General features: G+C 73.9%; 16 protein-coding genes. 8 read left to right on the top strand and 8 right to left on the bottom strand.

The features are described from left to right. Positions 1 to 50 precede the first annotated feature (50 nt). From C7Y72_RS03770 to C7Y72_RS03805, 8 genes are all read left to right on the top strand, one after another. Complete coding sequence (locus C7Y72_RS03770; RefSeq protein ID WP_107567267.1) at positions 51 to 812, top strand: ferritin-like domain-containing protein; 762 nt, start codon at positions 51 to 53, stop codon at positions 810 to 812. Between the two features lie 17 nt (positions 813 to 829). Continuing rightward, complete coding sequence (locus C7Y72_RS03775) at positions 830 to 1,465, top strand: ferritin-like domain-containing protein (RefSeq protein ID WP_107567268.1); 636 nt, start codon at positions 830 to 832, stop codon at positions 1,463 to 1,465. A 93-nt stretch (positions 1,466 to 1,558) separates the two neighbouring features. Next, positions 1,559 to 1,879: a hypothetical protein gene (locus C7Y72_RS03780; protein WP_107567269.1), complete on the top strand. Its 321-nt coding sequence runs from the start codon at positions 1,559 to 1,561 to the stop codon at positions 1,877 to 1,879. A gap of 294 nt (positions 1,880 to 2,173) precedes the next feature. Next, positions 2,174 to 2,548 carry a c-type cytochrome gene (locus C7Y72_RS03785; RefSeq protein ID WP_107567270.1) on the top strand — a complete coding sequence of 125 codons (375 nt, stop codon included), beginning with the start codon at positions 2,174 to 2,176 and terminating at the stop codon, positions 2,546 to 2,548. A 53-nt stretch (positions 2,549 to 2,601) separates the two neighbouring features. After that, positions 2,602 to 3,531, top strand: coding sequence for a metal ABC transporter solute-binding protein, Zn/Mn family (locus C7Y72_RS03790; protein WP_107567271.1), 930 nt, complete (start codon positions 2,602 to 2,604; stop codon positions 3,529 to 3,531). After that, positions 3,528 to 4,298 carry a metal ABC transporter ATP-binding protein gene (locus C7Y72_RS03795; RefSeq protein ID WP_107567272.1) on the top strand — a complete coding sequence of 257 codons (771 nt, stop codon included), beginning with the start codon at positions 3,528 to 3,530 and terminating at the stop codon, positions 4,296 to 4,298. Before C7Y72_RS03790 ends, C7Y72_RS03795 begins: the two co-directional genes overlap by 4 nt. After that, on the top strand, positions 4,286 to 5,536 hold the full coding sequence (locus C7Y72_RS03800) for a metal ABC transporter permease (RefSeq protein ID WP_199223846.1): 1,251 nt from the start codon (positions 4,286 to 4,288) through the stop codon (positions 5,534 to 5,536). The genes C7Y72_RS03795 and C7Y72_RS03800 overlap by 13 nt, the downstream gene beginning before the upstream one ends. Continuing rightward, entirely contained in the window at positions 5,533 to 6,441 is a 909-nt protein-coding gene (locus C7Y72_RS03805; RefSeq protein ID WP_107567273.1) for a metal ABC transporter permease, read from the top strand. The genes C7Y72_RS03800 and C7Y72_RS03805 overlap by 4 nt, the downstream gene beginning before the upstream one ends. Here C7Y72_RS03805 and C7Y72_RS03810 read toward each other — a convergent pair whose 3' ends face one another. The 8 genes from C7Y72_RS03810 to C7Y72_RS03845 form a co-directional block, all read right to left on the bottom strand. Beyond that, positions 6,442 to 7,779 carry an NHL repeat-containing protein gene (locus C7Y72_RS03810; protein WP_107567274.1) on the bottom strand — a complete coding sequence of 446 codons (1,338 nt, stop codon included), beginning with the start codon at positions 7,777 to 7,779 and terminating at the stop codon, positions 6,442 to 6,444. Positions 7,780 to 7,872: 93 nt separating this feature from the next. Continuing rightward, complete coding sequence (locus C7Y72_RS03815; protein ID WP_107567275.1) at positions 7,873 to 8,880, bottom strand: acyl-CoA dehydrogenase family protein; 1,008 nt, start codon at positions 8,878 to 8,880, stop codon at positions 7,873 to 7,875. A gap of 11 nt (positions 8,881 to 8,891) precedes the next feature. Beyond that, on the bottom strand, positions 8,892 to 10,031 hold the full coding sequence (locus C7Y72_RS03820) for an acyl-CoA dehydrogenase family protein (protein WP_107567276.1): 1,140 nt from the start codon (positions 10,029 to 10,031) through the stop codon (positions 8,892 to 8,894). 3 nt (positions 10,032 to 10,034) lie between these two features. Next, the gene (locus tag C7Y72_RS03825; protein WP_158276619.1) at positions 10,035 to 10,718 is read right to left on the bottom strand and encodes a TetR/AcrR family transcriptional regulator; all 684 of its coding nucleotides are present in this window, start codon (positions 10,716 to 10,718) and stop codon (positions 10,035 to 10,037) included. A gap of 46 nt (positions 10,719 to 10,764) precedes the next feature. After that, entirely contained in the window at positions 10,765 to 13,869 is a 3,105-nt protein-coding gene (locus C7Y72_RS03830) for an NHL repeat-containing protein (protein WP_107567278.1), read from the bottom strand. Between the two features lie 83 nt (positions 13,870 to 13,952). After that, complete coding sequence (locus C7Y72_RS03835; RefSeq protein ID WP_107567279.1) at positions 13,953 to 14,687, bottom strand: cupredoxin domain-containing protein; 735 nt, start codon at positions 14,685 to 14,687, stop codon at positions 13,953 to 13,955. Further along, positions 14,684 to 15,727 (bottom strand): multicopper oxidase domain-containing protein, encoded by a 1,044-nt coding sequence (locus C7Y72_RS03840; protein WP_107567280.1) that lies wholly within the window; start codon positions 15,725 to 15,727, stop codon positions 14,684 to 14,686. The genes C7Y72_RS03835 and C7Y72_RS03840 overlap by 4 nt, the downstream gene beginning before the upstream one ends. 9 nt (positions 15,728 to 15,736) lie before the next feature. After that, positions 15,737 to 16,201: a cupredoxin domain-containing protein gene (locus C7Y72_RS03845; RefSeq protein ID WP_107567281.1), complete on the bottom strand. Its 465-nt coding sequence runs from the start codon at positions 16,199 to 16,201 to the stop codon at positions 15,737 to 15,739. Positions 16,202 to 16,205: the final 4 nt, after the last annotated feature.

The following is a 16,205-nucleotide window of genomic DNA, read 5'->3' on the forward strand; positions in this document are numbered from 1 at the left end:
CAGACCCGGGTAGCGGGGACCTCGGAGACACCCGACCCGAGGAGGCACCGATGGACCCGGACCGACCGGCCACGCCGCGCATCGAACGCGGAAGCGCCCTGGACGAGCTGCAGCGCGACCCGTCGTCGCGCGCGACGTTCCTGCGGATGATGGGTGGTGGTGGCGCCGCGCTGGCGCTCGGCACCCTCCTCGCCGCCTGCGGCGACGACGACGACGACGGGGGCGACGGCGCTTCCACCAGCACCACCGGCACCACCGCGGACGGCAGCGCCACGCCCGACGCCGCCGCCGGCAACGACGCGTCGAGCGACATCGAGATCGTCAACTACGCGCTCACGCTCGAGTACCTCGAGGCGGACTTCTATCGCCAGGTCATCGACGCGGACATCATCAAGGACAAGGCGGTCCTCGACATCGCCAAGAAGTTCGGCGAGAGCGAGCAGGCGCACGTCGACGCGCTGAAGACCGCCGTCGAGGGCCTGGGGGGCACCGCCGTCGAGGCGCCGAAGACGAACTTCGACGACGTCCTCGGTGGCGGCCTCGAGAAGGTCCTGCAGTCTGCGGCCGACGTCGAGAACCTCGGCGCCGCCGCGTACCTCGGCCAGGCCGGGGCGATCAAGAACAAGGACATCCTTGCCGCCGCGCTGTCGATCCACAGCGTCGAGGCCCGCCACGCTGCGGCCCTCAACCAGCTGATCGGCCGCGGCTTCACCGCCGACGGCGGGCAGGGATCGATCCCCGACGGCGCGTTCGCCAAGCCCCTGGACATGGCCTCGGTCCTCGAGGCCGTCAAGCCCTTCATCGCCGCGTGAGCAGAGGAGACGACCAGATGAGCACCCAGATCCAGATCCCAGAGCTCGCCCGTATCGAGGTCCGCGGCCACACCCGCGCGGCCTTCCTGACCCGCGCGTCGCTGACCGCGGGCGCGGTCTTCGGCATGGCGGCCGTGACCCCGTTCACGCGGGCCGCGATCGCGCAGTCCGGCGGTGGCGACCTCGACATCGCCAACTACGCGCTCACCCTCGAGTACCTCGAGGCCGCGTTCTACGCCCAGGCGCTGAAGGAGGTCTCCGGCCTCAGCGGCGACACGAAGAAGCTCGCGACCGAGCTGCGCGACAACGAGGACGAGCACGTCGGCGCCCTGAAGTCGATGATCGAGGACGCCGGCGGCACGCCCGTCGACGTGCCGACCGTCGACTTCGGCGACTCGTTCAAGGACGAGGCGACGTTCCTGAAGACCGCCAACGTCTTCGAGGACCTCGGCGTCAGCGCCTACAACGGCGCCGGCCCGATGATCGAGAGCACCGACATCCTCGGGGCCGCCGGCAGCATCGTGCAGGTCGAGGCGCGACACGCCGCGCTGATCCGCCTGGCGCGCGACCGGCCGCCGGCGCCGCAGGCATTCGACAAGGCCTCGACGATGGACGAGGTCCTCGCCGCCGCCAAGCCGTTCATCAAGGGCTAGGGACCGCGCCGTTCCTGCGGGTCCGGGTCGACCGGGCCCGCGGGTGCAGCGTCGACGCTTGTCGCCGCACGGCGCCTCCCCTACAGGTTCGCGATGACGCCCGTCGGCCACCCCGATCGCTCGTCCGCGCTGCTGCGCGGGGCGCTCGTGGTGCTCGCGTGCCTCGCCGTCGTCCTCGCGGGCGGCGGCCTGTTCCTGCTCCCGCTGGCGCTGCTCGTGGCGCCGCTGCTCCTCGGCCGCTACGTCGGCGAGGAGCGGATCGAGCGGCTCGCCGCCGCCATGCGACCGGCCCCGGCCCGTCGGATCCGCGGCGCCGTCGCCGCTCCCGTGCTGCCGCGGGTGCGCGGCTTCCGCTGGCGCGACGCGCTCCTCGCGAGCCGCCTCGCCGAGCGCGGCCCGCCCGCGCTCGCCTAGCAGCACCCGACGCGCGGTGGCCCGAGACCACCGCGCGCGCTCCCGGTGCTGCTTCCAGTCGTGCCGGCCCCGTCGCGGAGGGCTATGTGGTGTGGACCACCGCGAGCGGCAACCGGCACCGACGTCGTCCGACCGATTCGTCGCCCGAACGCACGGTGAAGCGTCAGGGCACCATCCATAGGCGATCGGCCGACCGGCGTCAACCGCCCCTCGGGCCGCCGTGCGCGTTCTCCGGATCGCGCACGGCCCCGAGGCGTGCGTCCTTCCCCCTCCCCTGCCCGCCGGAGTCCCGCCATGTCGCGCCGTCCCCTCGCCCTCGCGCTCTGCGCCGCCGCCCTCGCCGTGACCGCCGCCGGATGCGGCGACGACGAGGAGCCGAGCGCCGGGACCGCCGGCACGACCAGCACCGCCTCCGGCGCGTCCGGTCCGGCCGCCGCCGACGGGGCGAAGCTCTTCGCCCAGGCCAACTGCGGGTCCTGCCACACGCTCGCGCGCGCCGGAACGGACGGCGGCTTCGGCCCGAACCTCGACGAGACGCGCCTGGACGTCGCGGCGATCGAGCGGCAGATCCGCGTCGGGGGTGGCGGCATGCCGCCGTTCCGGGGCACCCTCAGCCCGACGGACATCGCGGCGATCGCCCGGTACGTGGCCGGAGGCGGCGACGGCTGACACGTCGCGAAGTCCTGAGTTTGGCATGCCAAACTCTCTGATATGGTCGAGGCATGACGCCTCGACGCCTGCTGCTGCTCGCCCTCGTCGCGCTCGCCCTGCCCGGCTGCTCCTCCAGCGCGCAGAGCGGTGACATCGCCGACCGCAAGGTCCGCGTCACCACCACCACGAACTTCATCACCGACACGGTCCGCCAGATCGGCGGCGACCGGGTCGCGGTCACCGGCCTGATGGGCCCGGGCGTGGACCCGCACCTCTACAAGGCCAGCGCCGGCGACGTGCGGACGCTCCGCGACGCCGACGTGATCGCCTACGGCGGCCTCGAGCTCGAGGGCAAGATGGCCGACCTGCTCGACGAGCTCGCCGAGCGCCAGACCACGGTGGCGGTCACGAAGGACATCCCGCGCGGCCGGCTGCTCGAGCCGCCGGGTGACGCCGCCGAGCAGGTCGACCCGCACGTGTGGTTCGACGCGACGAACTGGATGATCGTCGCGCGCACGATCGCCGCCACGCTGAAGGAGAAGGACCCCGGCAGCGCGGCGCTCTACGACCGCAACCTCGCCGCCTACGAGCGCGAGCTGCAGCAGACCGACCGCTACGTGCAGCGGCGCATCGCGAGCATCCCCCGGGAGCGGCGGATCCTCGTCACCTCGCACGACGCGTTCGCGTACTTCGGCCGCCGCTACGGCCTCGAGGTCGCCGCGATCCAGGGCATCTCCACCGCCGCCGAGGCCACCACCGGGGACGTCCAGCGCGTCGCCCGGCTGATCGCCGACCGCGACGTCCCCGCCGTGTTCGTCGAGTCGAGCGTGCCGCGGCAGACCATCGACGCGGTCCTCGCCGCCGCCAGACGCCTCGGCGCCGACGCGCGGGTCGGCACCGAGCTGTTCACCGACGCCGCCGGCGACGACGGCACCCCCGAGGGCACCTACGTCGGGATGCTGCGCGCCAACGCCGACCGGATCGCGCAGGGCCTGCGATGAGCGACACGAGCGACCGCCGCGCCGCCGCGCTCGAGCTGCGCCGCCTGACCGTCTCCTACGCCTCGCGGCCCGTCCTGTGGGACGTCGACGTGGCGTTCCCCGCCGGGGCGCTCAGCGCGATCGTCGGCCCGAACGGCGCCGGCAAGTCGACGCTGCTGAAGGCGGCGCTCGGGCTGATCCCCGCCGACGCCGGGCAGACGCTCGTCGACGGGCTGCCGATCGCCCGGGCCCGTGACCGCGTCGCCTACGTCCCGCAGCGCGACGCCGTCGACTGGGACTTCCCGATCACCGTCCGCGAGGTGGTCGAGATGGGCCGCTACGCGTCGACCGGGTGGCTGCGCCGCGTGGCCCGGCGCGAGACGCCGCTGATCGACGACTGCCTCGACCGCGTCGGCATGCGCGCCTACGCCGACCGCCAGATCGGCGCGCTCTCCGGCGGCCAGCGCCAGCGGGTGTTCATCGCCCGGGCACTCGCGCAGCAGACCCCGGTAATGCTGATGGACGAGCCCTTCGCCGGGGTCGACGCGCGGACCGAGGCGAGCATCCTGCGCCTGCTGCGGGAGCTGCGCGACGACGGCCGCTCGATCGTCGTCGTGCACCACGACCTCGGCACCGTGCGGGCGAGCTTCGACTTCGCGTTGCTCCTGAACGTGCGGGCGATCGCCGCCGGGCCGGTCGCGCAGGCGCTGACCGACGAGCAGCTCGCGCGCGCCTACGGCGCGGCCGCGGTCACCGACGGGGAGCAGGACGCGTCGTGGGTCCGCTGATCGACCTCCTGCCGCTCGACTACCCCGACGCGGTCGTCGCGATCGGCGCCGCGCTGCTGGGCATCACCGCCGGGGCGCTCGGCGTCTTCGCGGTCCTGCGCGAGCGCAGCCTCGTCGGGGACGCGCTCGCGCACGCCGCGCTGCCGGGGGTCTGCGTCGCGTTCCTCGTCACCGGCGCGAAGGACGCGGGGACGCTCGTGGTCGGTGCCGCGTTCGCCGGGCTCGTCGGGGCCCTGGCGATGGTCGCGATCGAGCGGTCCGGCCGGATCCGGCCCGACGCGGCGATCGGCGTCGTGCTGTCGAGCTTCTTCTCGCTCGGGATCGTGCTCCTGACGTTCATCGCCAGCTCCGAGAGCGCCAACCAGGCGGGCCTGGAGAAGTACCTCTTCGGGCAGGCCGCCGGGCTGCTGGAGCGCGACCTGTGGATCATGGCCGGCCTCGCCGCCGCCTCGCTGCTCGTCGTCGCGCTCGCGTTCCGGCCGCTGAAGACCACCCTGTTCGACCCCGCGTTCGCGGCCTCGACCGGGCTGCCCGCCCGCGCGCTCGAGACGCTGATGACGGGCCTGCTGGTCGTCGCGGTCGTCGTCGGCCTGCGGACCGTGGGCGCGATCCTCATGGTCGCGATGCTCACCGCGCCGGCGGTCGCCGCCCGGCAGCTCACGGGCCGCCTGGCCCTGATGATCCCGGTGGCGGCGCTGATCGGCGGCGCGGTCGGGGTGACCGGCGCGCTGCTGGCCTCGGGGACCGACCTGCCGACCGGGCCGGTCATCGTGCTCGTCGCGGTCGGGGTCGTCGTCGCCTGCGTGCTGCTCGCTCCCGGCCGCGGGGTGCTGTGGCGCGCGGGGCGGCTGCGCGCCGAGCGCCGACGGCGGCTCGCCGAGGGCGTCCTCGTCGACCTCGAGACCGCGCTGCACGCCGGGCCGCCGCCGACCGCGCAGGAGCTCGCCGACGTCTCCGGCCGGCGACCTGGGGCCGTGCGCCGCGGCCTGCGCGACCTCGAGCGCACCGGCATGCTCGCCGACGACGCCGGGCGCCTGCGGCTGACCGACGCGGGCGCCGCGGCCGCGCACGCGATGCTCGAGCGGCGCGCGCTGTTCGGCGCCTGGCTCGAGCACGGACACCGCCTCGACGTGCCCGACGCGCGCGAGCCGGACCCGACCGACCTGCGCGCCAGCCTCGGTGACGACCTCGCCGACCGGCTCCACGCGCTCGTGCGGCAGCAGGAGGCCCGGTCGTGAACGACGATCTGACCATCGTGCTGACCGCGGGCCTCGTCGCAACCGCGGCCGGACTGCTCGGACCCTTCCTCGTGCTGCGCCGCGTCGCGCTGATGTCCGACGCGGTCTCCCACGCCGTCCTGCCCGGGATCGTCGTGGCGTTCCTCGTCTTCCAGTCGCGCGCGCCACTGCCGGTGATCGCGGGCGCCGCGGTGTTCGCGATCGTCTGCGTGCTCGCGGTCGACGCGCTGCGCGGCAGCGGCCTCGTGAAGAGCGACGCGGCGATCGCGCTGGTCTTCCCCGCCCTGTTCTCGCTCGGCGTCATCGGCATCACGCGGTGGGCCAGCGGCGCCCATCTCGACCTCGACTCGACGATCTACGGGGAGATCGCGTTCGCCCCGTTCGACGTCGTCGCGTTCGGCGGCGTCGAGGTCGCCCGGTCGATCGTGCTGCTCGGCGGCGTCGTGCTGTTCAACCTGCTGCTCGTCGCCGCGCTGTGGAAGGAGCTGAAGGTCACGACCTTCGACCCGGGCTTCGCGCGCACCATCGGCGTGTCCCCCACCGCGATCTCCCGGATCCTGCTGATCGCCGTCGCGATCACCGCGGTCACCGCGTTCGAGTCGGTCGGCGCGATCCTCGTCGTGTCGCTGCTGATCGTGCCCGCGGCGGCCGCGTCGCTGCTGACCCAGCGCCTGTGGGTGATGATCGCGGTGACCGTCACGATCGGGTGGGTCAGCGCGATCGGCGGGTACTCGAGCGCGATCGCGCTCGACGCGTCGATCGCCGGCTGCATGGGCCTCGTCGCGTTCGCGTGCTTCCTGCTGGGGCTGCTGCTCTCCCCGCAGCACGGCGTGCTGGCGCGGCGGGTGCGGGCACGGCGGCGCGGCCGGCGGATCGCCGCCGAGCTCGCGCAGCGCCCGGCCTAGCTACCGCGCGACGACCGTGGTGGTGGGCAGGCGCCGCGGGCCGACCGGGCCGCGGAACGTGCCGCTGACCGTGAACTCGGTGCGGTCGTTCGCGCGCACCGCGGCGCGCGCGTCGCCCGGGATCCGCACGTAGATCGTGCGCCGCCCGATGTAGTCCAGCTTCACCGAACGGGTCGCGATCACGCGGCCGGCGTAGCGGACGGTCAGCGAGCAGCGGCCCTTGTCGTTGCCGCCGCAGGTGACCGGGATGCCGCGGGCGAGCGCGCCGCTGCGCGTCGTGCCGACGGCGGGCGGTCGCGTGAGCGTCCGCTTGTCGATCCCGGTGATGACGCGGATCGCGTTGTTCGCGCGGTCGGACACGTAGACCGTCGAGCCGTCCCCGGGGACCGCGATGCCGCGCGGGTTGTCGAAGCGCGCCTGGCGGGCGGGACCGTCGTCGAAGCCCTGGTTGCCGCCGGCGACCGTCGCGACGACCCCCTCGGGCGACACGACGCGGATGCGGTGCGTGCCGAGGTCGGCGATCCAGACGTAGCCGTCGCGGTCGACGTCGATGGCCGCGGGGCGACCGAACGTCGCGTAGCCCGGCGGGCCGTCGCGCACGCCGTAGTTGCCGTTCCCGGCGAAGGTGTGGTGGCGGCCGGAGCGCGTGACGCGCCGGATCCGCTGCTTGCCGTAGTCGGTGACGTAGAGCGACCCGTCGGGGCCGACGTCCACGCCCCACGGCTCGCTGAGGCCGCGGGTGACGACGGTGCGGCTGCGGGTCGTCGGGTCGACCTTGCGCACCCAGCCGGCGTTGGCCTCCGCGACGTAGACCTTGCCCTGCCGGTCGACCGCGGTGTCGCGCGGGAGCGCGTAGAACTGGCCCGGGGTGAGGTCGGTCGTCTCGCCGCCGTTTGACCGGACCTTGCGCAGCCGCCCGTTCTGGGTGTCGGCGACGTACACATCGCCGTCCGGTCCGACGTCGAGGCCGCCGGGCCCGTTGAACGACGCGGCGGTGCCGACCCCGTTCTCGGCGTTGCCCTCGCCGGAGCCCGCGAGGGTCTGCACGTCCCCGGACGGCGACACGCGGCGGATACGGTGCGACTGCGAGTCGGCGACGAGGATGTTGCCGCTGCCGTCGACGGCGAGGCCGCCGGGGGCGTTGAACTTCGCCGCGGTGCCGAAGCCGTCCTGCCAGCCGCCCGCGCGGTCCCCGGCGAGCAGCCGGACGACCGCGGGGTTCTCCTGCTGCGGTCCCTGCGCGGGCGCGCTCGCCGGCCCGGTCCCGGCCAGCAGGACGGCGGGTGCGGCCGCCAGCACGGCCGCGGTCCGGCGCAGGATCGGGGAGGACACGGGCATCCACGACCATCGTCGCAGAGCGGCTCCGTCGATGGGCCCGCCACGTCCGGACGCGGTGCCCGCCCCGGTCGGCACGGGCACCGCGCACACCGGCTAGACCACCGCCTCCACGCGCCGGGCGGCGAGCCGCGCCAGCCGCGCGCGCATCGCGCCGCCCCCGCCGAGGTAGGCCGCCCCGAGCTGGGCGCGCTTGTAGAACCAGTGGACGTCGGCCTCCCAGGTGAAGCCGATGCCGCCGTGGGCCTGGATCGCGCTCGCGGTCGTCTCGCGCACCCCGTCGGAGGCGGCGGCCTTCGCCAGCGCCGCGCCCTCCGCGAGCCGCTCGGGGTCCGCGTCGGCCGCCCAGGCGGCGAAGTACGTCGCGGCACGGGCGCTCTCGGTGTGCAGGAGCATCTGCGCGCAGCGGTGCTGGACCGCCTGGAACGAGCCGACCGGCACGCCGAACTGCTTGCGGTCCTGGACGTAGGCGACGGTCATCTCCAGCGCGCGGGCGCTGACCCCGACGAGCTCGGCGGCGACCGCGACGCGTGCGCGGTCGAGCGCCGCCTCGACGTCGCCCGGCAGCGGGCTGCCCGCGCCCGCCGGTGCGGAGACCCGCGCGTAGCGGCGGGTCGGGTCGATCGCGTCGACGGGCTCGACGGTCGCCTCGTAGCGCTCCAGCAGCCGGATGCCGTCGGCGTCGGCGAGCAGCAGGAGCGCGGCCCCGTCGGCGTCCGGCACGAGCGCGTCGGCGGTGCCGACCGTGCCGGTGACCTCGCCGCTCGCCAGGCGCGGCAGCCAGGCGGCGCGCTGCCCGTCGTCGCCCGCGGCCTGCAGGACGAGCCCGCACAGCGCGGTCGCCAGGAACGGGGAGCCGGCGAGCGCGTGGCCGCCCTCCTCGAGCAGGGTGCACAGCTCGACGACGCCGAGCCCGCCGCCCCCGTGCTGCTCGTCGATCGCGATGCCGGGCCAGCCGAGCTCGACGAGCTCGGTCCACAGGCCGTCGTCGTAGGTGCGCGACTCGGCGGCCGCGCGGACGCGCTCGAGCGGCGAGCGCTTGGCGAGGAGATCGTGCGCGGTGCGCTTGATCTCGTGCTGGTCCTCGGAGAAGTCGAAGTTCATGGTGGTGGCTCCTAGGCGGCGCGCGGGAGGCGCAGGACGCGCTCGGCGACGATGTTCTTGAGGATCTCGGTGGTGCCGCCCTCGATCGAGTTGCCGCGCGAGCGCAGCAGCTCGTAGGCCCAGGGCGTGCCGGCGACGAGGGCGTCCGCGCCGACGACGTCGGCGGCGGTCTGCGCGAGCAGCTGGTTGGTCTCCGACCACAGCCACTTGGTCAGCGACCCCTCCGGCCCGGGCTGGCCGTACCTCTCGATCGTGCTGAGCCCGCGGTAGGCGAGCAGCCGGAGGTTCTCGGTGCGCAGGTGCAGGTCGCCGAGGCGGTCGGCGACGACGGGGTCGTCGATCCGGCCGTTCTGCACCGCGGCGGTGACGAGGTCGTCGAGCACGTTGCGCATCCGGACCTGCAGGAAGAAGCCCAGGCCGGCGCGCTCGTTCATCAGCGTGGTCAGCGCGACCTTCCAGCCGTTGCCCTCACCGCCGAGGAGGTTCTCGTGCGGGATCCGGGCCTCCTCGATGAACAGCTCGTTGAACTCGGCCTCGCCGGTGATCTGGACGAGCGGCCGGACCTGGATCTCGGCCTGCTCCATGTCCATGAGGAAGTAGCTGAGCCCCTTGTGCTTGGGCACGTCCTGGTCGGTGCGCGCGACGAGCATGCACCACTTCGAGTGCTGGGCACCGGAGGTCCAGACCTTCTGGCCGGTGACGACCCACTCGTCCCCGTCGCGGACGGCCTTCGTCTTGAGCGACGCGAGGTCGGACCCGGCCTCGGGCTCGGAGAAGCCCTGGCACCAGATCTCCTCGGCGCTGAGGATCGGGGTGAGGTAGCGGTCCTGCTGCTCCTCCGTGCCCCAGGCCATGATCGTCGGACCGGCGAGCAGCAGCCCGAGGACGTTCGCGGCCAGTGGCGCACGCGCACGGCCGAGCTCCTCGAAGTAGATCGCGGACTGCGTGAGCGTCGCGTCGCGGCCCCCGTAGCGGGAGGGCCAGTGGACCGCGGCCCAGCCGCCGTCGTAGAGCGTGCGCTGCCAGTCGCGACGGAACGCGTACTGCTCGTCCTCGTCGCCGTGGGGCATCTCGCCCGGATGGTGGTCGGCCAGCCAGCTGCGCAGCTCGTCGCGGAACGCGAGCTCGGCCTCGGAGAAGGTCAGGTCCATCGGTCAGGCCCTCCTGCTTGCGGGATCGGTGGAGGCCGCGCCCGTGAGGAGCGCGGCGGCGGTGCGGACGAAGCTCTCGGTGTGGCCCGGGAGGCGCTCGACGCCCTCGGCGTGCACCCGGGCGCAGATGAGCTGGTCGAGGCCGGCGCTGACGACGAACAGCTCGTCGGCGGTGAGCGCACGCAGCGACGGGTCGAGCTTGCGGGCCAGGCGGAACGCGCGCTGGTACTCGGTCGCGAACCGGCGCAGCACGCCGTCCCGCGCGATCTGCGCGGCCGGGCCGGCGGCGTGGATCTCCAGCAGGTAGGTGCGCGCGAACTGCGGCTCGTGGGCGAGCGTGCCGAGGTAGGCCGTCATGCCGCCGCGCAGGGCGCCCCGCCAGTCCGTGCTGTCGGCACCCGCTCGAGCGCCCTCGCGGACACGGGCGAGGAGGACGTCGGTGCCGTGGGCGTATGCCTCCAGGAAGCACTGCTCCTTCGCTGCGAACAGCCCGTAGAACGTGCCGCGGCTCACGCGCGCGGCGCGGACGACGTCGGCGACGGTCGCGGCGGCGTAGCCCTTCTCGGCGACGACGCGGCTGATCGCGTCGAGGATCCGTGCCCGCTGGGCGTCCTCGACGGTCGGGCCGGCGCCCCCGAGCAACGGCTCGAGGTCCGGGTGCGTCCCGACGAGACTCCCCTGCTCCACGCCGCGTACCCTAGGAGTACACGACGTGGAACGCAAGGGTACGGGGTCAGCCTCCGCGGGTCGACATCATCGAGGCGCCCCGCGCGAGCGGGCTGAACCCGCCACCGTCGTTGCTGATGATGCCGCCGCCGTTGTCGCTCACCAGGCGGCTCGTCGGGACGAACGTGGTCCCGTCGTTGGCGATCAGCCCGCCGCCGTCGTTGCTGATGATGCCCCCGCCGTCGTTGCTGATGATCGCGCCGCTCTGGTTGCTGACGATGCCCCCACCGTGGTCGGAGATCAGGCCGGCGCCGTCGTTGGCGATCAGCCGCTGGGTGCCCATCGGCTGGCCGTCGGGCGCGATCACCGTCCCGTTGTCGTTGATCAGCACCCCGTCACCACGACCGATCGACACGCCCTCGGCGCGGCCGACGACGACACCCGAGGCGTTGACGCCGGGGAGCCGCGCGAGCCCGGTCTGCGCCGGCCGCAGTGCGGGCGTCACGACCCCGCCCGACGCGGTCGCGATCGCGGGCCGGAAGCCGGCGTCGCGACTCGCGGCGACCAGCCCTGCGGTCGTCTCGGGCGGCACGCCCAGGAGCAGCCCGTACAGGCGGGCGATGTCGGCGCGCTCGGTCTCGCTGAGCCGGTTGGCCTGCGCGATCTGCGTCGCCAGCGCGTTGGCGAGCGCGGCCAGCGACTGACGCAGGACGGTCAGCGTCACCGCCTGGGCGGCCGAGAGCTGCGCGGCGCTCGCCGCGCGCACGAAGCCGCTGCCCCGCCGGACGTAGCGACTGCCGCCGACCGACGTGAACGCCTGCCGGCGCACGACCGACCCGAGGGACATCAGGTACTCCTGACGGACCTCCTCGCGCGTCGGCGCGTTGTAGCGCGCACGGCTCACGTACACGTCGTAGCTCCCGGCGCGGCGCGGCACGAAGTCGAGCACCGCGACGCCGCGCAGGTTGGCCCGCGCCCGGGCCGCCACCTCGCCGTCCGGGCCGAACACCTCGACGAGCGCGTTGTCGGCGACCGCCCCGGTGGCGGTCTCCCGCACGGCCACGGTCAGCTCGTTCCCGACGTTGCGCGTCAGCTTCGCGTCGGCACCGAGCGGGACCCGGTTGCTCCGCGTGATCCCGTCACCCTCGGAGTAGGTGACCATGAAGTCCGTGTCCGAGCGCGGTCGGGTGACGGTCAGGATCGCCTCGTAGCGCAGCGGCTTGCGGCTGGTCCGCGCGAACCGCACCGCGGTGACGGTCGTGCGCGTCGCCCGGGCGGAGAACGCGAAGTTCACCTCGACGTCGCAGGCGAACCGGTCGAGCAGCTCGTTCGCGGCCCCCTCGACCCGGGCGCCGGGTGCGAACTCCGCGCCCTTGAGCGCCTCGGCGAGCGTCAGCGGATCGCGACCCTGCCGCGTCACGACGGCGTCCGGCGCGCAGCGCGGCCGGCCCTTGACGTCGAGCACCGGGTCCCACGCCGCGAGCTCCACGATGACCGGGGTCAGCGCGGACCCGCGGACGGTCGTCCCCGCGGCGGGCACCTGCCGCACCGCGCGGCCGGGCCGGGCCTGGGCGGAGATCCGCCGGGCGGCCGCCTTCGTCAGCCGGGCGACCCGCAGCGTGACCGGGAGGCCCTCGGCGTTCAGCCGCGCCGACAGCGCCGCGGCGCCGAGGCCGGCGTAGGGGGCGCGCAGCAGGTCGGGCATCGTCCGCTCCACGCCGGTGTTGAGCAGCTGCAGGCTCACGGCTCCCGGAGCGGGACCGCCCCCACCGGCGGGCGGGGTCGTGCCCCCGCCGCCACCGGCGGGCGGCGCCACCAGGTCGGGGCCGAGGCCGACCAGGGCGAACCGGACCTTGCCGTTGCGCACGACACGGGCACCCGCCACCGCCACGCCGTCCGAGGTCAGGGCGACGGGCGGTCCGCCGAGCTGCGGGCCAGAGCTGCCGAGCGGCAGGGCGGTCGCACCCTCCTCGACAGCGGAGAGGGCCACCACGCCCGCGGGGTCCAGCCCGCCGTCGAGCGAGCCGTCGGCGTTGTAGCGCGCGGCCGCGAGGTACGGGAGGAAGCCGCTGGTGAACTCGCCGACGACGACGAGGTCCTCCCCGTCGAAGGCCAGGCCCGCCCAGCTGTTGGCCGCGTCGACCGGGACGCCGCTGATCGGCGAGGGCATCAGGACGACGCCGTCACCGTCGAAGCCGGTGACCGGTGCGCCGGTCGCGTCGAGTCGCGCGACGAACCCCGCGCCGCCGTTCACCGCGGAGCCGGACACGGCGACGCCACCGCCGGGCGCGACCGCGATGCGGTCGGTGAGGACCTGCCCCAGCCCGGGCACCGCCGCGGTGAACTGTCCGGCGAGGCCGGAGCTCAGGACCAGCACGTCCGCGGTCCGCGCGGCGTCGTCCTGGAGGTTGCCGAGCACGTAGATGCGGCCCGCGCCGAGGTCGGTGACGAGGTCGGTGACCCGTGGTGTCGGGTCGGCGACCGGCGTCTCGGCCGGCGCCCCGCTGACGCCGGCCTCGCTGATCGTGCGCGCGGCGACGCGGCCGGTCCCGCCGAGGTCGAACGCGACCGCGGTCACGACGCCGCCACCGGGAGCGAGGTCGATCCCCGCGGTGCTCGCCGGGTTGAGCCCGGTCGACACGTACGCCTGGGTGGACACGCCGTCCCCGTCGAACGTCGTGTCGACCTCGCCCGCGGCGGTCAGGCGGACGACGACGTCGTGGTACTGGCCGGCGTCGGCGTAGGCGACCTGCACGTAGGTCCGCCCGTCGTCGTCCACGACGAGGCCGCCCCACTCGACGGAGAACGGGTCGGGGATGTCGTCGACGGCCGTGCCGCCGAGCAGGTCCGCGTCGATCGTGGCCACGCCGTCGCCGCTGAAGCTCGGATCGAGCACCCCCGTCCGCGTGTGCCGCGTGACGGCGATGCCGAAGCCCTCCTCGAACCCGCCGGAGACCAGGCGGCCGTCGGGGTCGACGTCGAGGTCCTTCAGCGCCCCGACGTTGTTCGCCTGACCGACGTCGGTGACCGTGACGCCGACGCCGGTCGTCCCGAACCCGTTGGACAGGAAGCCCGGCGGCGCCGCGACGGCGCTCGAGGCGGTGACGGCGAACGCCGCAGCGGCCGCTGCGGCCACGCGCCGCGCGCGTGCCCTCGACGATGTGATCCCCATCGGTCGAACGTAGATGATGGCGCGCGGCCGTCGCAACGATCGCCGCGCTTCCGGCCGATCGAACCCCCGCCGACCGGACCGGCTCAGCGCACGGTGAACGGCACGACGACGTCGCCGCTGCGGTTGTTGTCCGCATCGGCGGCGACGAGCAGCGCGCGGTAGCGCCCGGGCTTCAGCCGCGCCTTGCGCAGGACGCCGCTGAACGCGTAGTCGTTGTAGCCGACGAAGCCGTCGAAGGTCCGGGTGCCGGCCAGGCGCCAGCGGCCCCGGACGAGCTTCTCGACGTCCAGGACGATTCGGGCGCGCTCGTCGAGCTCGAACCGCAGCGTGCCGCGCGCCCGGCGCAGGACCGGGCCGCGCGCCCACCGCGCCTGCGTGAGCTCGGGGGCGCGCCGGTCGACGTTGACGACCGGCACCGGGTCCGGCGACGGCGCCTCCGGCCGCCCCGGGTTCGGGCTGACCGTCACGCGACCGCGGACGATCCCGTGGAGCTTGCAGACGAAGTCGTACACGCCAGGGCGGGTGAACTGGCCGGTGAACGTGAAGCCCGGCGGGTGGTCCGGCGCCGCGGTCCCGGGGTCGGAGTCGATCCCCGACGTGTTGCCCGCGACCGGGCCGACCGAGTGCTGCGTGTCGGGCCCGACCCAGTGCCAGGTGACCTTCTCGTTCAGGTCGATCTGGACGTCCTGGACGCTCCACTGGAAGTTCCCGATCGCGATGTTGCGGTTCGCCGCGTCGGCCGGCAGCGCCGCCCCCAGGAGGACGGCGGTGCCGGCGGCGACCGGCAGGACGCGGCGGACGGTGCGCACGGCGATCACGGCTCGACGATGTACCAGCCGCTCATCCCCTCGTGGAGATGGCTGAAGACGTGGCAGTGGTAGAACCAGCGTCCGGGGTTGTCCTCGGTGAACTCGACGGTCAGGGAGTCCGCCGGGCCGAGCGTCTCGTTGTCGACGACCTTGCCCGCCGCGTTCTTCCAGCGGTGCCCGTGCAGGTGGTACGTGTGGAAGTTCACGTCCATCGCGGTGATGTGCTGCGCCACGCGCTGCCCGACCTTCGCGCGCAGCGTCGGCGTGTTGCCGGTGTAGGCGCGGCCGTTGATGCACTGGAAGCCGCGGGCCAGGCCGGAGGTGGCGGTCGTGATCTGGTGGAACACGAGGTAGTGGTCGACGTCCGGCCGGGGCGCGCCCTTCTTGCGGACGTTGATGAAGCCGAACAGGCCCTTGTAGAGCGGCATCGGGTCCATCGGGCCGTGGTCGTGGTACGGCCACACGCCCTCGGTGCCCTCCTTGCAGTCCCAGACGTACTGGAAGGTCTTGCCGGGCTGCACGAACCCGCCGGGATCGGTGAACTGCCCCTTGTAGGCGCCGTCCATCTCGGGCGTGTACTGCACGCCGTGCGGGTGCATCGTCACCGGGATCTTCAGGTCGTTGCGGAAGTTGACGACGAGCGTGTCGCCGGTCTCCGCCTCGAGCACCGGACCGGGCATCGACACGGGGCCCTTCGGAGCGCCGAAGTTCTCGGTGTACTCGCGGTAGAACCAGCCGGTGAACTTCGTGCTCCCGGTGATCTTCTTGTTCATCATCTCGTCGCGCTTGGTCGGCACGATGTTCCATCGGGCCTTCGTCGCGACGATCCAGTACTCCCGCCGGGTCCCGCCCGGCGCCGGGGTCGGCGTCTGGGCGGGGGTGAGCGGGTTCTGCCGCGCCGAGGCGCGGACCTTCGGCGGGACCTCGATCCCGGCCGAGAGCTTCTCCAGGTCGGGCTCGGGCCCGTCGGAGGCGATCTGCTGCCCGGCGAGGGTGCAGACGAACGCGCCCGCACCCGCACCGAGGAACGCCCGGCGATCGAGGTTCACGCCGCCCTCCTAGGAGGCCTTCTTGACGACGAGCTTCATCTTCATCGTGCCGGAGTGGAACGTGCAGTAGATCTTGTACGTCCCGGGCTTGCTGATGACCTTCTTCAGCGACTTGCCCTTGATGTCCTTGTTCTTGGACTTGGGCCCGATCGTCACGGTGGCGCCGGTCGCGAACGGCTCGGACTGCCACTGGATCTTGCCGCCCTTGGAGTAGGCGAAGTCGTGCGTGTCCCCGATGTCGTCGGGCCACACGAACTTCACGCTGTCGCCGGCGTTGATCGTCAGCACCGGGTCACCGGCACCGTCCTTCTTGGACTTCTTCTTCGCGCCGCCCGCCGGGATGAACTCCTCGGCGCCGTGCTGGATGGAGTACGTCTTGGGTGCCGCGGCCAGGGCCGGCGCGCCGAGCGCCAGCCCCGTGATCGCGACGAGCGCCAGGGACGCGGTCCGCTTCGTGCGCTGCTCGATGCTCATGTGG

Source organism: Paraconexibacter algicola (assembly GCF_003044185.1).
Lineage (GTDB): Bacteria > Actinomycetota > Thermoleophilia > Solirubrobacterales > Solirubrobacteraceae > Paraconexibacter > Paraconexibacter algicola.